Below are 14035 nucleotides of genomic sequence, written 5' to 3'. Positions count from 1 at the left end.
GACACGCCAACCGACGGTGGGACACCTCAGTCGATGGCGGAGACATCAGGCGACGCCGATCACGACCGCGGATCGGATCTCCAGGGCGGACTCGAACTCCTCGCGGCGGTCGTGGGCGGAGCCGGAGCGTTCGAGCTGCGTCTCGTGGGTCCGTCGGACGGCCTTTCGGGTCCGATCGTCGAACCCGAGCGCGTCGCCGATCTCGAGCCAGTGGTCGGATTCGACGAGAAACACCTCCCGATCGGCCTCCACGAGGACGCGTTCGTACTCGCGGCGGTATTCCCCGGTCCGAGCCGAGAGATGGCGTTGAACGGCCGACAACGCGTCCGGAAGCGTGGAGAGGGGAACGCTCGCGAGCGCGCCGGCGGTCACAAGGACCGGGCCGTCGAACGGGAGGTCGACGTCGGCGTCCATCCGCCCGGGCGCTATCCGCCGGCGCGCATCGCTTTTTGTGCGAAGCGATCGATGAGGTCGTCGAGAACGCCCGGCTCCCCCGTGAACGCGATCCGGACCTCGGTCAGCTGCAGCGACCCTCCAACCGTCACCTTTCCGGCGTCGAGGTCGGCGGCCCAGCCGTCGCCCTCGATCCGGGTCGCGTCCTCGGGGTCGTCGGCGTCGACGAACGAGCCGCCGAGGTTGCGGAGGTAGTGGGCGGCGAGCCGCCTCGAGATCCCGCGGTAGGATCGCTCGCGGCGGTCGGTGTCCGTAGCTCCGCCGGCGACGGGCGGGAAGATGGAGAGGGTGTCTCCCGGCGAAAGCGCCGTGTCGAGGCCCTCCATGTGCAACACCTCGCGGCCGTTCAAGAGGACGTTGATCTGGGGGGCGAGCCCGCCGTCCTCGATCAGGTTGCCGCGGAGTCCGTCGTATTCGTCCTCGAGCGCCGAGAGCACGTCCTCGACGGCGGCGTCGGAGGCGACCTCGATGGAGGTCGTCTTCGACCCCACGGCCTCCCGAAAGGTGGCGAAAAAGCGCAACTCGATCTCCATACGCCAGCAAGGGGCGGGGGACGCTTAAATGCGGTCGGTGAGAGATCGGTAACCGGTCCGCGACGGACGGAAGCCGGTCAGTCGTCGAACCGGGCCCCGTCCTCGACAAGCGGAAACCGTTTACCCGCCGAACCGTATCCCGTCCTCGACGATCCGGTAGTTGCGCTCCCGGTCGAGCTCCTCGGCGAGCCACTCGTGATCGTACAGCTGGGCGATCAGTTCGGCATAGAGGTTCCGCCAGGTGATCGCGTAGATCGGCGACTGCCCCCACGCGCGCAGCTCCGGGACGAACTCGTCGTATCGCTCCATGCGCTCCTCGAGGAACTCGATGGCGTCAACGACGATCTCCGCCGCCTGGGAAACGCCGTCCGCCTCGTCGATCTCGCGGTTGATCCGCGACTCGATACCGGCGACCGCGCGTTCGACGTCGCGTTTCGTCGTCTCGCCATCGTCGGGTAGCCCGTCCACGACGCCCTGGGGGATCGCCAGTGAGATCTCGCTCATACGCGGAGTGGTGGCCGCAGCCGAAAAAACGTCTCGACGATCGGCGAGTCCATGTGTGCCGACGTCCAACGGAATCCAGAACAGATTCCATCGGTTCGATGGACCCACACGCGGAGACCCGAGAGATGGTCGACCGCGGGACGGGGGAGTCGTTGCACCTGGTGGGACGAACCGCCAAGTGGACACCCTGCTCGATGACGGATGAAAGCTGATCGCTCACTGGGGGCGCTGGCGTTCGAGGAGGACGAGTGGCGATCACCGAGTGAAGCTGGAGGACCGAGGACGGGCCGTCGATTCGGAGGGAACCACGAGGCGACGAGGATCGAACGAACGATCGGGAGCTACTCGTCGGGATCGAGGAAGTACGACTCGTCCTCGAACAGTTCGTCCTCGCCCTCGACGGAGCGAACGTCGAGGTGGATGACGGTCGCATCGACGCCCAACAGCCCGGCGAGGCTCGGCTCCGTCCGTCCCTCGTCGCTCGAGACGAGCTCCTTGATGTAGAGGCCCCCCTCTCCGTGGACGTCGACGATCACGTGACGCGGATCGTCCGGATCGAAGTCGGGTGCTGTGTCCGCGAGAGTCATCTCGGCCGACGACGCATCCTCCGACGCCACTTCCACCGACTCGACGATCGCCGCGTCGTACACCTCGCGCTCGCGCGTGAGGTTCGCGCGCCGGTGATCGACGCGGTTCGGCGTGTACTGTTCGATCGTCGCCCCCTCGAGCTCCTCGACCGCGTCCCGCAGGTCGTCGCGGTCCACGGCCTCGGCGAGCTCGACGAACGCCCGGTACCGCTTGGATGCGTCGAGCCGCTTGACGCGCTCGACCATCTCGTGGGTCGCGAGGCGGAGCCCCTCGACCTCGACGGCTCCGTCGGCGAGCGCGTTGACGTCGGCCTCGAGGCGCTCGACGTCCACTCGACGGCGGCGTGGCTCCTCGACCTCGACGACGAACGGCCGGCCGGTCCCGAGCATCCGCGCGTCGACGTCCTCGCGGCCGGCCCCGTGGAAGACGCTCTCGGTGCCGTCCATCACGTCCTCGACCACGGGCGCGACGAACCCCTCGACGCTGTCCTCATAGAGGTAGCCGGTCCCCCCACAGTGGTCACACGGCTCCCGGCCGTCGCGACCGGATCCGTGACACTCCCGACAGGGCCACTCGGTCTGCGGGATGTCGCGTTCGATCTTCCGGTAGCGTCCGTAGACGAACGCCGAGTTCACCTTGGCGTCGATCCGCTCCTCGGCGAGGTCGATCGTGAACTGGACGTGCGGGCGGTCGAAGGAGACCTCCGTGCCGGTGAGCCGGCCGACGCGCTTTCCGACCTCGCGGTTGAACTCGGATTTGAACGCCTCGCCGGCGTCGGGATCGAGTCCGCACTCCTCGCGCAGTAGCCGCCCGTTTTCCTCGATGAGCGGCGGCGGTCGCGTGCCGACGTTGTAGGTGTCGAAGTCGACGTCCGCGACCGCCGCGGCGGCGCGTTCGGCCCACTCGTCGAACTCGGTGCACCGACCCTCACACACCCAGCAGTCGGCCGGCTCGGGAGGTTCGAAGGGCTCGTCGCGGGAGAGCGTGAGCGTGGTTCGCATGGATCGACCGCGTTCCGCGTTCGAGAGCCCGAAGCTCCGGTCGGCGACGAGCCGGCCGAGGCAGGGATCACACACCGGCCCGGTCGCGATCGCGTCCGCGGCGACCTCGAGTACGTCCATGGGCGAGCCAGGCGCCGCCGCCGCTAAAGCGTGCGGATCCGCGCCGTCGTGTCGGGTGTCGTCCATCGACACGGGGTTCGCCCTTCGCGGCGTTTAACCACGCGCGCGGCGTCGATACGAAACATGACGAACGCGCTGGAGATCCGCGATCTCCGCAAACGCTACGGGGACGTGGAGGCGCTGAAGGGGGTGTCGCTTTCCGTCCCGGAGGGGTCGTTCTTCGGGCTGTTGGGTCCCAACGGGGCCGGGAAGACGACGTTCATCAACGTCCTCGTCGGGCTGGTTCGCGCCTCGGGAGGATCGGCGTCCGTCTTCGGGTACGACGTCGAGGACGACTACCGGGAGGCGCGAGACCGGATCGGGCTCGCCCCCCAGGAGTTCAACGTCGACCGCTTTTTCCCGATCCGCGAGGTCCTCGAGCACAAGGCGGGCTACCACGGCGTCCCGCCCGAGGAGGCGAGCCGGCGGGCCGACGAGGCGCTGAAACAGGTCGGGATCTGGGAGAAACGCGACACGCGATTCGACTGGCTCTCCGGCGGGATGAAACGCCGGTTCATGCTCGCTCGCGCGCTCGTCACCGACCCGGACCTGCTCATCCTCGACGAGCCGACCGCGGGCGTCGACGTCCAGTTGCGCCGGGACCTGTGGGAGCTCGTCACCGATCTCAACGACCGGGGGACGACGATCCTGCTCACCACCCACTACATCGAGGAGGCCGAACGGCTGTGCGACGAGGTCGCCATCCTCGATTCGGGGGAGATCGTGACGGTCGCTTCCCCGGAGGATCTGATGGACCAGGGCAGCGACCGGATCGTGGTCACCCTCCGAGACGACGACGCGGACGCGGCCACGATCGCCGAGTCGATCCGCGACGGGGACGACCGCGTCGAATCGGTGACGGGCGAGGGCGACCGCCTCGTCGTGACCGCGCGCCAGGGCGGACTCGTGGCCCCCGATCTGGTCCGCGAGCTGGACCGGGCGGGCCACGCCATCCTCGATCTGGAGATCAAGCGGACGTCCTTGGAGGAGGTGTTCGTCGACCTCACCCGGCGCGAGGAGACGACGGACGGCGAAAACGGCGAGGCTGGCCGGGAGGAGACGGAGCGCGAGGACGAGGAGCCGACCGACGACGCGGCGGCGGCGGACGAACTCGAGGCGATGGCCACGGACGGCGGCACCCGCGGGACGGGTTCACATTACGGGGACGATCGTACGCAGGGAGGCCGATGATGGGTACCGACGAGTCGAACACGAGCACGTCGGTGGATCTCACCGGGTTCCTCACCCTGACGAAACGCGAGATCCTCCGGTTCGTGCGCCGGCCGCGCAACACGTTCGCGCCGCCGTTCATCACGAACGTGCTCTACTTCTCCGTCTTCGGGGTCATCCTCGGCCAGCGTGTGGGAACGATCGCCGACGTGCCCTACATCCTCTTCATCCTCCCGGGGCTGATCGTCCTCGGAGCGGTCTCGAACAGCTTCGAGAACGCGTCGTTTTCGATCTTCCACGGGCGCTGGAACGAGTACATCCACGAGGTACTCACCTCGCCGCTGTCCTACACGGGGATGGTCTGGGCGTACATCCTCTCGGCGGCGACCCGCGGGCTGCTCGTCGGCGGGCTGATCGCGGTCATCGGCTGGGGGATCATCTCCGGGCTGTATCGGCCCGTGCCGGTCGAGGAGCCCGTCTACCTCCTCGCGTTCATGATCACCATCACGCTGTTGTTCGCGAGCTTCGGCGTGATCGGCGGACTGCTCGCGACCGACTTCGACGACCTGACCGTGATGAACCAGTTCATCCTCCGTCCGCTCGTCTTCTTCGGCGCGGTCTTCTACTCGCTCGAGGACCTCACGCCGCTTTTGCGCGACGTCTCGCTTCTCAACCCGATGGTCTACATGGTCAACGGCGTCCGGTACGGCTTCCTCGGGACCGCGGAGGTCGATCCGCGGTTCTCCCTCGTCGTTCTCGTCGGGTTGACGGCGGTCGTCGCGCTGATCGACGTGGCCCTGTTCCGACGCGGCTACGGGCTGACCGATTGACCGGCCGGACAGGGGATTGCTGCCGTCCCCGGCACGCTTAAGTTGACGTAGCCATTGCGTTCAGGTGACGCTTCGCTTGGAGGGCCGAAGCGTCAGCGGGGACCTATTTAGGGCGGCACGCCCACGCCGTTTCGGCGTGGGCTCCCCTTTCGTTTTCACGAACCACGAGCCGCGGCGTTCGATCGAGTTCCGGAGCGTTCAGTTCGGAGGGGTCGCTCCCGCTCGGAGCGTTCGCGAGTAGCGCCGCCTCAGGAACCGTCCGTTCCGTCGCGGTGTTCCTCGAGCGCCTCCTCGAGGGTCAACTGGCCGACGGCCACCCGACGCGCGAGGGACTCGTCGATGGTCCGGTCGCCGGCGGAGCGCCGCCGAGATTCGTTCTTGATCCGTTGTATCTCACCCTCGGTCGGCTCGACGTGGCGACTCGAGATCGGTTCGCCCGCGATCCGAGCGATGTTGACGGCGGCGAGCACGTCCCCCATCCCGCGCGCGCCGGTTCCGAGATACGGCGACGTTCCCGTCTCGTCGACGAGTTCGACCTCGAGGTCCTCCGGGAGGTCGTTGACGATTCTGGCGCCCTTCAGACGGTCGCCGTCGCCGACGCGCACGAGCGGGTCCGGCTCCTCCTCGACCTCCGAGCGAATGGTCTCGACCGCCTCGGAGAGCGGGACCTGGAAGGCCGCGACGACCGTCCCGCCGACGAGGACCGCGATACCGGGTGAGGGCCCGGGATCGACGCCGACGATCGTCCGCCCGCCGCCGCCACGGAGCACGGCGAGTGCCTGATCGACGGCCGCACGCGGTCGATCCGGATCTGCCGTGACGAACTCGACGTCCGAGGGCGGCTCGTCGCCGGCCTCGGGACGATCGTCCGGAGCCGTGATGATCACGGTGGCGCCCTCGGGAAGCGGCTCGTCGGGCTCTACCGTCGTGAACACGACGCCGCGGTCGCGCAGCTCCTGGACGACGGCGTGATACAGCCGGAAGTCGTCGGTGGCGACGACGATCACTGGGGACGGCTACTCCCGGCGGGCGCCTAAGCGTGTCGGGGCGACGACCGGAACTCCAAGCGGGATGGTCGCGCCGACCGACCCGCGATCGCGAACTGCAGCGACCGACAGACGAAAGGCGACCGAACACGGACGGAGAGGTATGAGCGAGGAGCGCGACGACGTCGTTCGGCCCAGCGATCTCGGCGGGGAGGGACCTCCGATCGAGGAGAAGCCGTACAAGATCGTCTTCGAGGCGAACAAGTGCTTCGGGGCCGGACGCTGCGCGGAGGCGGCCGACAACTGGGAGATGGACCTCTCGACCGGGATGGCGCGTCCGCGGTCCTACTACGTGGGCGAGGACGAGCTCGAGGCGAACGTCGAGGCGGCGGAACTGTGTCCCGCCAAGAAGGGCGACGGCGTCATTCACGTCGTCGACCGACGAACCGACGAGGAGATCGCGCCGGATCCACACGGCGACGGGACGCTCTCCGTCGACTGGTAGCGACGGTCGTTCGGATCCGTCGACGGTCGCACGGCGGTCACCCGCCCGATCGGATGGCGAGGAGGATGGAAAACGCGTGCCGAAAGTTGTTTGTCCCCGCCCGGGGTACGCGGAGAACGCGCGGGGGTGGCTGAGCCTGGCCAAAAGCGGCGGACTTAAGATCCGCTCCCGTAGGGGTTCGAGGGTTCAAATCCCTTCTCCCGCATCCGCGGCGCGAACAGTTCGTGAGCGCCGTGGTTAGCCGAAGGAATTTGTACCAGGGAAGTCGCAGCGCCGAGCGGAGCGGGGCCACCGTCTTCACGGGGTTCAAATCCCTTCTCTCTGCTCCCGCATGTCCCTCCGTCAACTCCCGTCTTCCGCACCCGTGTCGCGAGCGTCCTCACGAACACGTTCCTCCGCCCGGCACATCACCTCGCGGACCGGAAGGCCCGTCTCCCGGGCGACCGCGAGGGCGTCGTCGTACTCAGCGCTTCGGTCGTATACCTCGCCGTCGGCAGTGGCGGCGACCTTCACGTCGACGTCGTGGAGGTCGCCGGCGACGTCGATCGTCGCCGTCTCGATGGACCGCTCCGCGATCCACCGATGCCGGGCGCTCGACTCGCGAATTCCGAGCGTGCCCGTCTCGAGGGCGAGTCGCTCGACCACCGCATCGACGTCAGCGGGGTCACAGACGACCGTGACGAGGTGGCCCGGCCGCGACTTCTTCATCGTCGCGGGGACGACGCTCACGTCGAGCGCGCCCGCCGCGGCGAGCGTCTCCTGGAGCCCGCCGAGGACCTCCGGGGAGACGTCGTCGACGTTGGTCTCGAGGACCGCGACCTCGTCGCGAACGAGCCCGCCGCGGCTCGGGGAAAGACCCCCCCGGGAGCGCTCGTCGCGCGATCGGTCCGTCTCCTCCTCGATCGACCGGCCGATCAGGGCGCGTAGGACGTTCGGACGGTCGGGGAAGGACCGACGTCCGGCGCCGTAGCCGGCGGCCGTGACCGCGATCTCCGGGAGCGTCGGAACGCTCTCGGCGACGGCGCCGAGGATCGCGGCGCCCGTCGGCGTCAGGAGCTCCGCCTCGACGGGACCGCCGCGGAGCGTGAGCCCGGCACGGTCGGCGATCTCGACGACAGCCGGCGCGGGGATCGGATAGGTCCCGTGGTCCATCTCGAGTTCGCCGTCGCCGACCGAGAGGGGCCCGGTCACGACGCGGTCGACTTCGAGGTCCGCGAGCAGCAGGCAGGCGCCGACCACGTCCGCGATCGCGTCGTCCGCGCCCACCTCGTGGAAGTGCGTCTCCGCGAGGTCCGTCCCGTGGATCGAGGCCTCGGCCTCCCCGAGCAGTTCGAAGGCGACGAGGGCGTTCTCCTCGACGGAAGCGGGGAGGCCCATCCCCTCGACGATCGCCACGACCTCCGGGTACGTGCGATGAGCGCCCGAACCCTCGGCGTGGGAGTGATCATGGAAGTGGTCGTGGCCATGTGAATGATCGTCGTGTTCGTGCGGGTGGTCATCGTGGCCATGTGACTGGTCATCGTGGTCGTGCAAGTGATCGCCGTGACCGTGGTGGCCGTGTGGACGTTCGTCCTCGATCTCGTCCTCGAGGAGCCGGACGTCGACGGTCGTGGCGCGAATCCCGTTCTTCGTCGTCTCCCCGACGTCGAACCGGACCGGAAGCGCGTCCTCGATCGGGGCGAGAACGGCGGGGTCGCCGCCGGCCGCGATCAGGGCCGCACAGATCATGTCGCCGGCGGCACCCGTCCGCCCGTCGAACGCGAGGGTGTTCATGCCGGGGAATCGACCTCGCAGGTAAAGAGTCCCCAGTTTCGAGGTGCCGAGCGTGACCGGACGTGGAGTCGGAGGGATCGCGGCGACCTTCGCTTCGGGGCCGGAGCGAAAACCGACACGGGCGACGGGGTTTTGTATCCCCTCTCCCTACCGTGTGATATGATGACACGCGAACGGTTCCGCGAACGCGCGGAATCGCCGGAAGCGGGCGTACGATCGGCCGGAGCAACAGGCTTATCCTCGGGCCACGAGCAGGTAGTGGTACCCCCCGCGAGCCAACCATGAACGAAGTCCAACTCGAAGTGGCGAAGGCGTACCCGAACGACTCGGGACGCGGCATCGCCAGACTCGATCCCGACACGCTGTTGCACCTGAAGCTCTCCCCCGGCGACATCATCGAGATCGACGGCGCGGAGACGACGGCGGCGAAGGTGTGGCGCGCGGACCGGCAGGACTGGAACACAGACACCGTCCGCATCGACGGGTTCACCCGGCAGAACGCGGACGTCGGGATCGGCGAGCGCGTGACGATCCGGAAGGCGGAACCCGAGAAGGCGCGCAAGCTGGTCCTGGCCCCGCCCGAGGAGGCGTCCGTGCAGTTCGGCTCCGACGCCGCGGGAATGGTGAAACGCCAGATCCTCAAGCGGCCGGTCGTCGAACGCGACATCGTCCCCGTGATGAGCTCGACGAACCACCCGTTCATGCGCTCGCCCGGACAGGCGATCCCCCTCATCGCCGTCGAGACCGAGCCCGAGGGCGTCTGTTTGATCACGGAGGACACGGAGGTCGAGCTCCGCGAGGAGCCGATATCCGGGTTCGAGAAGGCCGGCGGCGGGATCACCTACGAGGACATCGGCGGCTTACAAAACGAGATCCAGCGCGTGCGGGAGATGGTCGAGCTCCCCATGAAGCACCCGCAGATCTTCAAGAAGCTCGGCATCGAGCCGCCACAGGGCGTGCTGTTGCACGGCCCGCCGGGCACCGGCAAGACGCTGCTCGCGAAGGCCGTCGCCAACGAGACGTCGGCGTCGTTCTTCTCCATCGCCGGCCCGGAGATCATCTCGAAGTACTACGGGGAGAGCGAACAGCAGCTCCGTGAGATCTTCGAGGACGCGAAGGAGGAGTCGCCCTCCATCGTCTTCATCGACGAGCTCGACTCGATCGCGCCCAAACGCGAGGACGTCACCGGCGAGGTCGAACGCCGGGTCGTCGCCCAGCTGCTCACGATGATGGACGGGCTGGAGACGCGCGGCCAGGTGATCGTCATCGCCGCGACGAACCGCGTCGACTCCGTCGATCCCGCCCTCCGCCGGCCCGGCCGGTTCGACCGCGAGATCGAGATCGGCGTCCCCGACGAGGTCGGCCGCAAGGAGATCCTCCAGATCCACACCCGCGGAATGCCGCTCTCCGACGACGTCGACCTCGACGGGCTCGCGGACGACACCCACGGCTTCGTCGGCGCGGACATCGAGAGCCTCACCAAGGAGGCCGCGATGAAGGCGCTGCGGCGGTACCTCCCGGAGATCGACCTCGACGAGGAGGACATCCCGCCGAGCCTCATCGACCGGATGATCGTCAAACGCGAGGACTTCTCGGGCGCGTTGAACGAGGTCGAGCCCTCGGCGATGCGCGAGGTGCTCGTCGAACTGCCGAAGATCTCCTGGGACCACGTCGGCGGACTCGACGACGCCAAACAGCAGATCGAGGAGGCGGTCGAGTGGCCGCTCACCGCCCCCGAGAAGTTCGACCGGATGGGCGTCGAGGCCCCGAAAGGGGTCCTGCTCTACGGTCCGCCGGGCACCGGCAAGACGCTGATGGCGAAAGCGGTCGCCAACGAGACGAACGCGAACTTCATCTCGGTTCGGGGGCCCCAGCTGCTCTCGAAGTGGGTCGGCGAGTCCGAGAAGGCGATCAGACAGACCTTCCGCAAGGCGCGACAGGTGTCGCCGACCATCGTCTTCTTCGACGAGCTCGACTCGCTGGCCCCCTCGCGCGGCCAGGAGATGGGCAACAACGTCTCCGAGCGCGTGGTCAACCAGCTCCTCACCGAGCTCGACGGCCTCGAGGAGATGGGCAACGTGATGGTGATCGGCGCCACCAACCGCCCCGACATGATCGACCCCGCGCTGTTGCGCTCGGGCCGGTTCGACCGGCTCGTGATGGTCGGCCAGCCGGACGAGGAGGGCCGCGAGCAGATCCTCCGGATCCACACCGACGACACGCCGCTGGCCCCGGACGTGAGCCTGCGTGAGATCGCCGAGATCACCGACGGCTACGTCGGCTCCGACCTCGAGGGGATCGCTCGCGAGGCCGCGATCGAGGCGCTGCGCGACGACGACGAGGCCACGGAGGTCGAGATGAAACACTTCCGTCGCGCCATGGAGTCGGTCCGCCCGACGATCACCGAGGACATCATGAGCTACTACGAGGACGTCGAACAGCAGTTCAAAGGCGGCGGTCAGGAGACGCTCGGCGAGCGGGGCAGCGGCCGGATCGGGTTCCAGTAACGGAGCCGATCCGACGGCTCGAGCAGCCGAGCCGATTCCGACGACGCCAGTCGGGACGGCACGAGGACGCGCGAACGACGTCCACCGGAGCGTGAACGACTGCCTCGAGGACACGAACGACGTCCACCGGAGCGTGAACGACTGCCTCGAGGACACGAACGACGTTCGCCGCCGTTCCCACGCGCGGGCAAGCGTCGAATCCCCTAAGTACGGGCGCGTCCGATTTTCGACCCATGAGTCACTCGTGGTGGCCGTCACGGCTCACCTTCCGACGGTACGCCGCCGTGACGACGGCGATGACGACGGTCCTCGTCGCGCTCGGCGTCTACACCTCCGGAACCGGCTCCGGGCTGGCCTGTCAGGCGCAGTGGCCGCTCTGTTCCGACCAGCTCATTCCGACGCTCACGCTCAACCCCGACTTCATCGAGTGGTTCCACCGCGTGTGGGCGATGGTGACCGGCTTTTTGATACTCGGCCTCGCCGCCTGGACGTGGCTCGGCGATAGATCCCGTCGGACCCGGATCGCCGCCACGCTCGCGGTCGCCATCCTCCCCGTGCAGATCCTCGTGGGCGCGATCACGGTGACGATCGGCGGGCTCGTTCCCGGCGGCTACACCCTCTCGACGCACGCCGCCCACCTGGTCGTCGCGTTGGCGATCGTCACCCTGCTCGGCGTGGTCCTGTTCGAGAGCGGCGACGGGGACGGTCCCACGTCGCCCCGAACGCTTCGATTCGCGATCGGTGCCGGCCTCGGCGGCGTCCTCCTCGGAGCCGTGTTCTCGCGGGCCGTGCCGTTGGTGACCTACTCGCCCGGGGCACAGGCCGTGTTCTACCTATGTACGCTGGTGGGATTCCTCGGGCTCCTCGCCGTCGTCCTCCGGGTCCCGAACGCGGGGATCCCCGATGATGCGCGCGGCCGCGTTCGCGTGTTGTCCGCGATCGCGCTCGTGGCGCTGTTCGTTACCCTCCTCCTCGGTCGGGATCTGGTGATCTATCCGGGGTTCTGGGAGACGGTCAACCGGGTCCTGCTCGCGGCGACCGTGCTGGCCACGGCGACCGCAGGGTGGGAACTGTCCGGGTCGGATACGGGAACGCTCGGCGCCGCCGCGTCACGGCGGGAGTGAGTGAAGCAGGAACGGTAGCCGAGGGGGACGGTCACGCGAAGTCGCCGAGCCCGAGCTGGTCGTCGTCGCCGTTTCCGCCGGTTCCGTCGGAGCTATCGTCGTCCCCGGACTCCACAGCGGGGTCCGCGGGTCCTCCACCGGAGTCGCCGGAGGGGGACGCTTCGGCGACCGCCTCGGTATCCGACGTCGACGCATCCGCTCCCTCCTCGTCGCCGTCCCGATCCGGGACGCCGGCGAACGCGCCGGCGGCGTGTTCCTCGAGGAGCTCCTCGCGACGCGCCCGTGCGTCCTCGACGATCGACTCGACCTTGTTCGTCGACTCGCCGGAGCCGGTGACGAAGGCCACCTCGGACTCGTCGAGGTCGTAGGCGGCGGCCATCCGGACGGTCAGATCCCGCGGGGAGCAGTGGTGGGTGATCGCGGCGAGGAACGGCAGTATCTCCCGGCGGGCGGTCGCCACGCTACAGCCCTCCGCGGCCGCGATCCGCTCGAGGACGGCCTCGGCCGTCGAGTCGGTGGCCGGCCAGAACTGCGGTCTGCCCCAGCGAGTCCATCCGCCCTTCGTCCCGTCGCGTGCGGCGGCGGCGCCGGCGGCCGCGTTGTCGGTGACGTACCGCCAGTAGGAGTAGTCCTGCGTGGCGCGAACCCGACCGAGCCAGACGTCGGCGTTGGCGAGGAACTCGTACGCGCGCGTGGCCTCCGAGGCGTCGTAGGCCTCGAGCATGTTGTCCTCGATCCACTTCGTGAGGTCGTCCGGCGTCTCGTCGACGGCGTAGGCCGACTGGAGCGCCTCGTTCGCGCTCTCCTCCTTCAAGACTGCGTCGAGGAAGGGAAAGATCCCGATCGTCCGGTCCCGGTCGCCGGTGACGACGTCCTCGAGTGCGAGGCGGTCGCGGCCCTCCGCGATCGCCTGGAGGTCGTTGACGGCGCCGCGAAGGTCGCCGGCGTTGCGTTCCGCGATCCGCTCGAGCGCGTCGCCGTCGTACTCGACCTCCTCGCGGCGACAGATGTCGCGGAGGACGGGCACGATGGAACGCGCCGAGACGTCGCGAAACTCGATGTCGCGGCAGGCGTTCCGGAGGCCGCGGGACATCCCGTAGTAGTCGTTGGCGATGAGGACGATGGGCTGGCCGGACTCCTTCACCAGATCCGTGATCGCGGAGGCCCCGCCGCGGTCGTAGTTCCCGTGGATGTTGTCGGCCTCGTCGACGATCACGAGCTGGCGGCTCTCGGTATCTCCGCCGGCGGCCCCGCCGCCGGAGGCGCTTCCCGCGAGCGTGGCGTTCTTCGCCGCCCGCCCCGCGAAGCGTTCGATCACGTCGGCGGTGCGCTTGTCGGAGGCGTTGAGCTCGACGGTCTCCCACCCGCGGTCGGCCGCGAGCGCGTGGGCAGCGCTCGTCTTGCCGATCCCGGGGCTGCCGTGGACGATCACGGCCTCGCGGTGGTCGTCCCACGTGTCGGCCCACTCGGCCAGCTTCGAGGCCGCCTTGTCGTTCCCGCGCAGCTCCGAGAGGCTTTGCGGGCGGTACGTCTCCGTCCAGTCGCTCATTGTGGAGAGAAGGCGGGAGGCGGGGTTAGTGGTTTCGGAGAGCTACTCCTCGACCGGTTCGGCCTCGGCGATCGCGCCCATCATCTCCCAGCCCTCCACGTCGGGGGCGCTGCGACCGAGCAGAACGCGCTCGTAGTCCTCGGAGGTGATCAGTCGGTAGTCGGCGTCCGCGTCCGCGTCCGCGTCGATCCGACGTCCCTCCCCGCGGAACTCGCGCTGGAAGAACTCGGTCGAGTCGAACCGATAGACGCCGGCGTCGCCGCTCTCGAGGACGATCCGGACGGGATCCGGCTGCACGTTGTGGATGCGCTTCGCGATCGGGTTCAGGTCGGCCATGGGGACGGAACGGAGCG

At 68.5% G+C, this 14035-nt stretch carries 13 protein-coding genes, 1 tRNA gene and 1 pseudogene; 6 read left to right on the top strand and 9 right to left on the bottom strand.

Going from position 1 to position 14035, the window contains the following annotated elements; genetic code table 11:
* Positions 1-45 precede the first annotated feature (45 nt).
* The 5 genes and pseudogenes from ACZ5YD_RS10660 to ACZ5YD_RS10640 all read right to left on the bottom strand — a co-directional run bounded on the left by ACZ5YD_RS10660 (position 46) and on the right by ACZ5YD_RS10640 (position 3199).
* The gene (locus tag ACZ5YD_RS10660; RefSeq protein ID WP_379743291.1) at positions 46-414 is read right to left on the bottom strand and encodes a DUF8048 family protein; all 369 of its coding nucleotides are present in this window, start codon (positions 412-414) and stop codon (positions 46-48) included.
* Positions 415-425: 11 nt separating this feature from the next.
* Positions 426-671 (bottom strand): MoaD-like domain-containing protein, encoded by a 246-nt coding sequence (locus tag ACZ5YD_RS10655; RefSeq protein ID WP_464384472.1) that lies wholly within the window; start codon positions 669-671, stop codon positions 426-428.
* A 39-nt stretch (positions 672-710) separates the two neighbouring features.
* Positions 711-986: pseudogene (locus tag ACZ5YD_RS10650) on the bottom strand (ubiquitin-like small modifier protein 1); the annotation flags it as partial.
* A gap of 120 nt (positions 987-1106) precedes the next feature.
* A complete protein-coding gene (locus ACZ5YD_RS10645) occupies positions 1107-1490 on the bottom strand; it encodes a hypothetical protein (RefSeq protein ID WP_379743294.1) in 384 nt (127 codons plus the stop codon).
* Positions 1491-1831: 341 nt separating this feature from the next.
* Positions 1832-3199, bottom strand: coding sequence for a tRNA pseudouridine(54/55) synthase Pus10 (locus ACZ5YD_RS10640; protein ID WP_379743297.1), 1368 nt, complete (start codon positions 3197-3199; stop codon positions 1832-1834).
* A gap of 123 nt (positions 3200-3322) precedes the next feature.
* Between ACZ5YD_RS10640 and ACZ5YD_RS10635 the strand changes: the two genes are divergently transcribed.
* On the top strand, positions 3323-4429 hold the full coding sequence (locus ACZ5YD_RS10635) for an ABC transporter ATP-binding protein (RefSeq protein WP_379743300.1): 1107 nt from the start codon (positions 3323-3325) through the stop codon (positions 4427-4429).
* Positions 4429-5238, top strand: coding sequence for an ABC transporter permease (locus tag ACZ5YD_RS10630; RefSeq protein WP_379743303.1), 810 nt, complete (start codon positions 4429-4431; stop codon positions 5236-5238). The genes ACZ5YD_RS10635 and ACZ5YD_RS10630 overlap by 1 nt, the downstream gene beginning before the upstream one ends.
* A 248-nt stretch (positions 5239-5486) precedes the next feature.
* On the opposite strand, the gene ACZ5YD_RS10625 is transcribed toward ACZ5YD_RS10630, so the two are convergent.
* Positions 5487-6245 (bottom strand): hypothetical protein, encoded by a 759-nt coding sequence (locus tag ACZ5YD_RS10625; protein ID WP_379743306.1) that lies wholly within the window; start codon positions 6243-6245, stop codon positions 5487-5489.
* Positions 6246-6387: 142 nt separating this feature from the next.
* On the opposite strand from ACZ5YD_RS10625, the gene ACZ5YD_RS10620 reads away from it, so the two are divergent.
* Together ACZ5YD_RS10620 and ACZ5YD_RS10615 are read left to right on the top strand one after the other, a co-directional pair.
* Positions 6388-6729 carry a ferredoxin gene (locus ACZ5YD_RS10620; RefSeq protein WP_379743309.1) on the top strand — a complete coding sequence of 114 codons (342 nt, stop codon included), beginning with the start codon at positions 6388-6390 and terminating at the stop codon, positions 6727-6729.
* A gap of 120 nt (positions 6730-6849) precedes the next feature.
* Positions 6850-6934: transfer RNA gene (locus tag ACZ5YD_RS10615), tRNA-Leu, on the top strand.
* A gap of 137 nt (positions 6935-7071) precedes the next feature.
* Here the strand turns inward: ACZ5YD_RS10615 and larC are convergent.
* Complete coding sequence (gene larC, locus ACZ5YD_RS10610; RefSeq protein WP_379743312.1) at positions 7072-8502, bottom strand: nickel pincer cofactor biosynthesis protein LarC; 1431 nt, start codon at positions 8500-8502, stop codon at positions 7072-7074.
* A 281-nt stretch (positions 8503-8783) separates the two neighbouring features.
* Here larC and ACZ5YD_RS10605 point away from each other — a divergent pair, with 281 nt between their 5' ends.
* Together ACZ5YD_RS10605 and ACZ5YD_RS10600 are read left to right on the top strand one after the other, a co-directional pair.
* Positions 8784-11009, top strand: a complete 2226-nt coding sequence (locus tag ACZ5YD_RS10605; RefSeq protein WP_379743315.1) for a CDC48 family AAA ATPase — start codon at positions 8784-8786, stop codon at positions 11007-11009.
* 296 nt (positions 11010-11305) lie between these two features.
* On the top strand, positions 11306-12133 hold the full coding sequence (locus ACZ5YD_RS10600) for a COX15/CtaA family protein (RefSeq protein ID WP_464384471.1): 828 nt from the start codon (positions 11306-11308) through the stop codon (positions 12131-12133).
* A 31-nt stretch (positions 12134-12164) separates the two neighbouring features.
* Here the strand turns inward: ACZ5YD_RS10600 and ACZ5YD_RS10595 are convergent, their stop codons facing one another.
* Complete coding sequence (locus ACZ5YD_RS10595) at positions 12165-13682, bottom strand: replication factor C large subunit (RefSeq protein WP_379743321.1); 1518 nt, start codon at positions 13680-13682, stop codon at positions 12165-12167.
* A gap of 42 nt (positions 13683-13724) precedes the next feature.
* Positions 13725-14018, bottom strand: coding sequence for a transcriptional regulator (locus tag ACZ5YD_RS10590; RefSeq protein ID WP_379743324.1), 294 nt, complete (start codon positions 14016-14018; stop codon positions 13725-13727).
* Positions 14019-14035: the final 17 nt, after the last annotated feature.

Source organism: Halopenitus salinus, assembly GCF_055397165.1.
Note: the sequence above shows the minus strand (reverse complement) of the source record. Positions and strands in the feature narration are given on the sequence as shown.

Coding starts and splice junctions, on each gene's coding strand:
- ACZ5YD_RS10660 (WP_379743291.1), bottom strand. CDS start 414: ATGGACGCCGACGTCGACCTCCCGTTCGACGGCCCGGTCCTTGTGACC.
- ACZ5YD_RS10645 (WP_379743294.1), bottom strand. CDS start 1,490: ATGAGCGAGATCTCACTGGCGATCCCCCAGGGCGTCGTGGACGGGCTA.
- ACZ5YD_RS10640 (WP_379743297.1), bottom strand. CDS start 3,199: ATGGACGTACTCGAGGTCGCCGCGGACGCGATCGCGACCGGGCCGGTG.
- ACZ5YD_RS10635 (WP_379743300.1), top strand. CDS start 3,323: ATGACGAACGCGCTGGAGATCCGCGATCTCCGCAAACGCTACGGGGAC.
- ACZ5YD_RS10630 (WP_379743303.1), top strand. CDS start 4,429: ATGGGTACCGACGAGTCGAACACGAGCACGTCGGTGGATCTCACCGGG.
- ACZ5YD_RS10620 (WP_379743309.1), top strand. CDS start 6,388: ATGAGCGAGGAGCGCGACGACGTCGTTCGGCCCAGCGATCTCGGCGGG.
- larC (WP_379743312.1), bottom strand. CDS start 8,502: ATGAACACCCTCGCGTTCGACGGGCGGACGGGTGCCGCCGGCGACATG.
- ACZ5YD_RS10605 (WP_379743315.1), top strand. CDS start 8,784: ATGAACGAAGTCCAACTCGAAGTGGCGAAGGCGTACCCGAACGACTCG.
- ACZ5YD_RS10600 (WP_464384471.1), top strand. CDS start 11,306: ATGACGACGGTCCTCGTCGCGCTCGGCGTCTACACCTCCGGAACCGGC.
- ACZ5YD_RS10595 (WP_379743321.1), bottom strand. CDS start 13,682: ATGAGCGACTGGACGGAGACGTACCGCCCGCAAAGCCTCTCGGAGCTG.
- ACZ5YD_RS10590 (WP_379743324.1), bottom strand. CDS start 14,018: ATGGCCGACCTGAACCCGATCGCGAAGCGCATCCACAACGTGCAGCCG.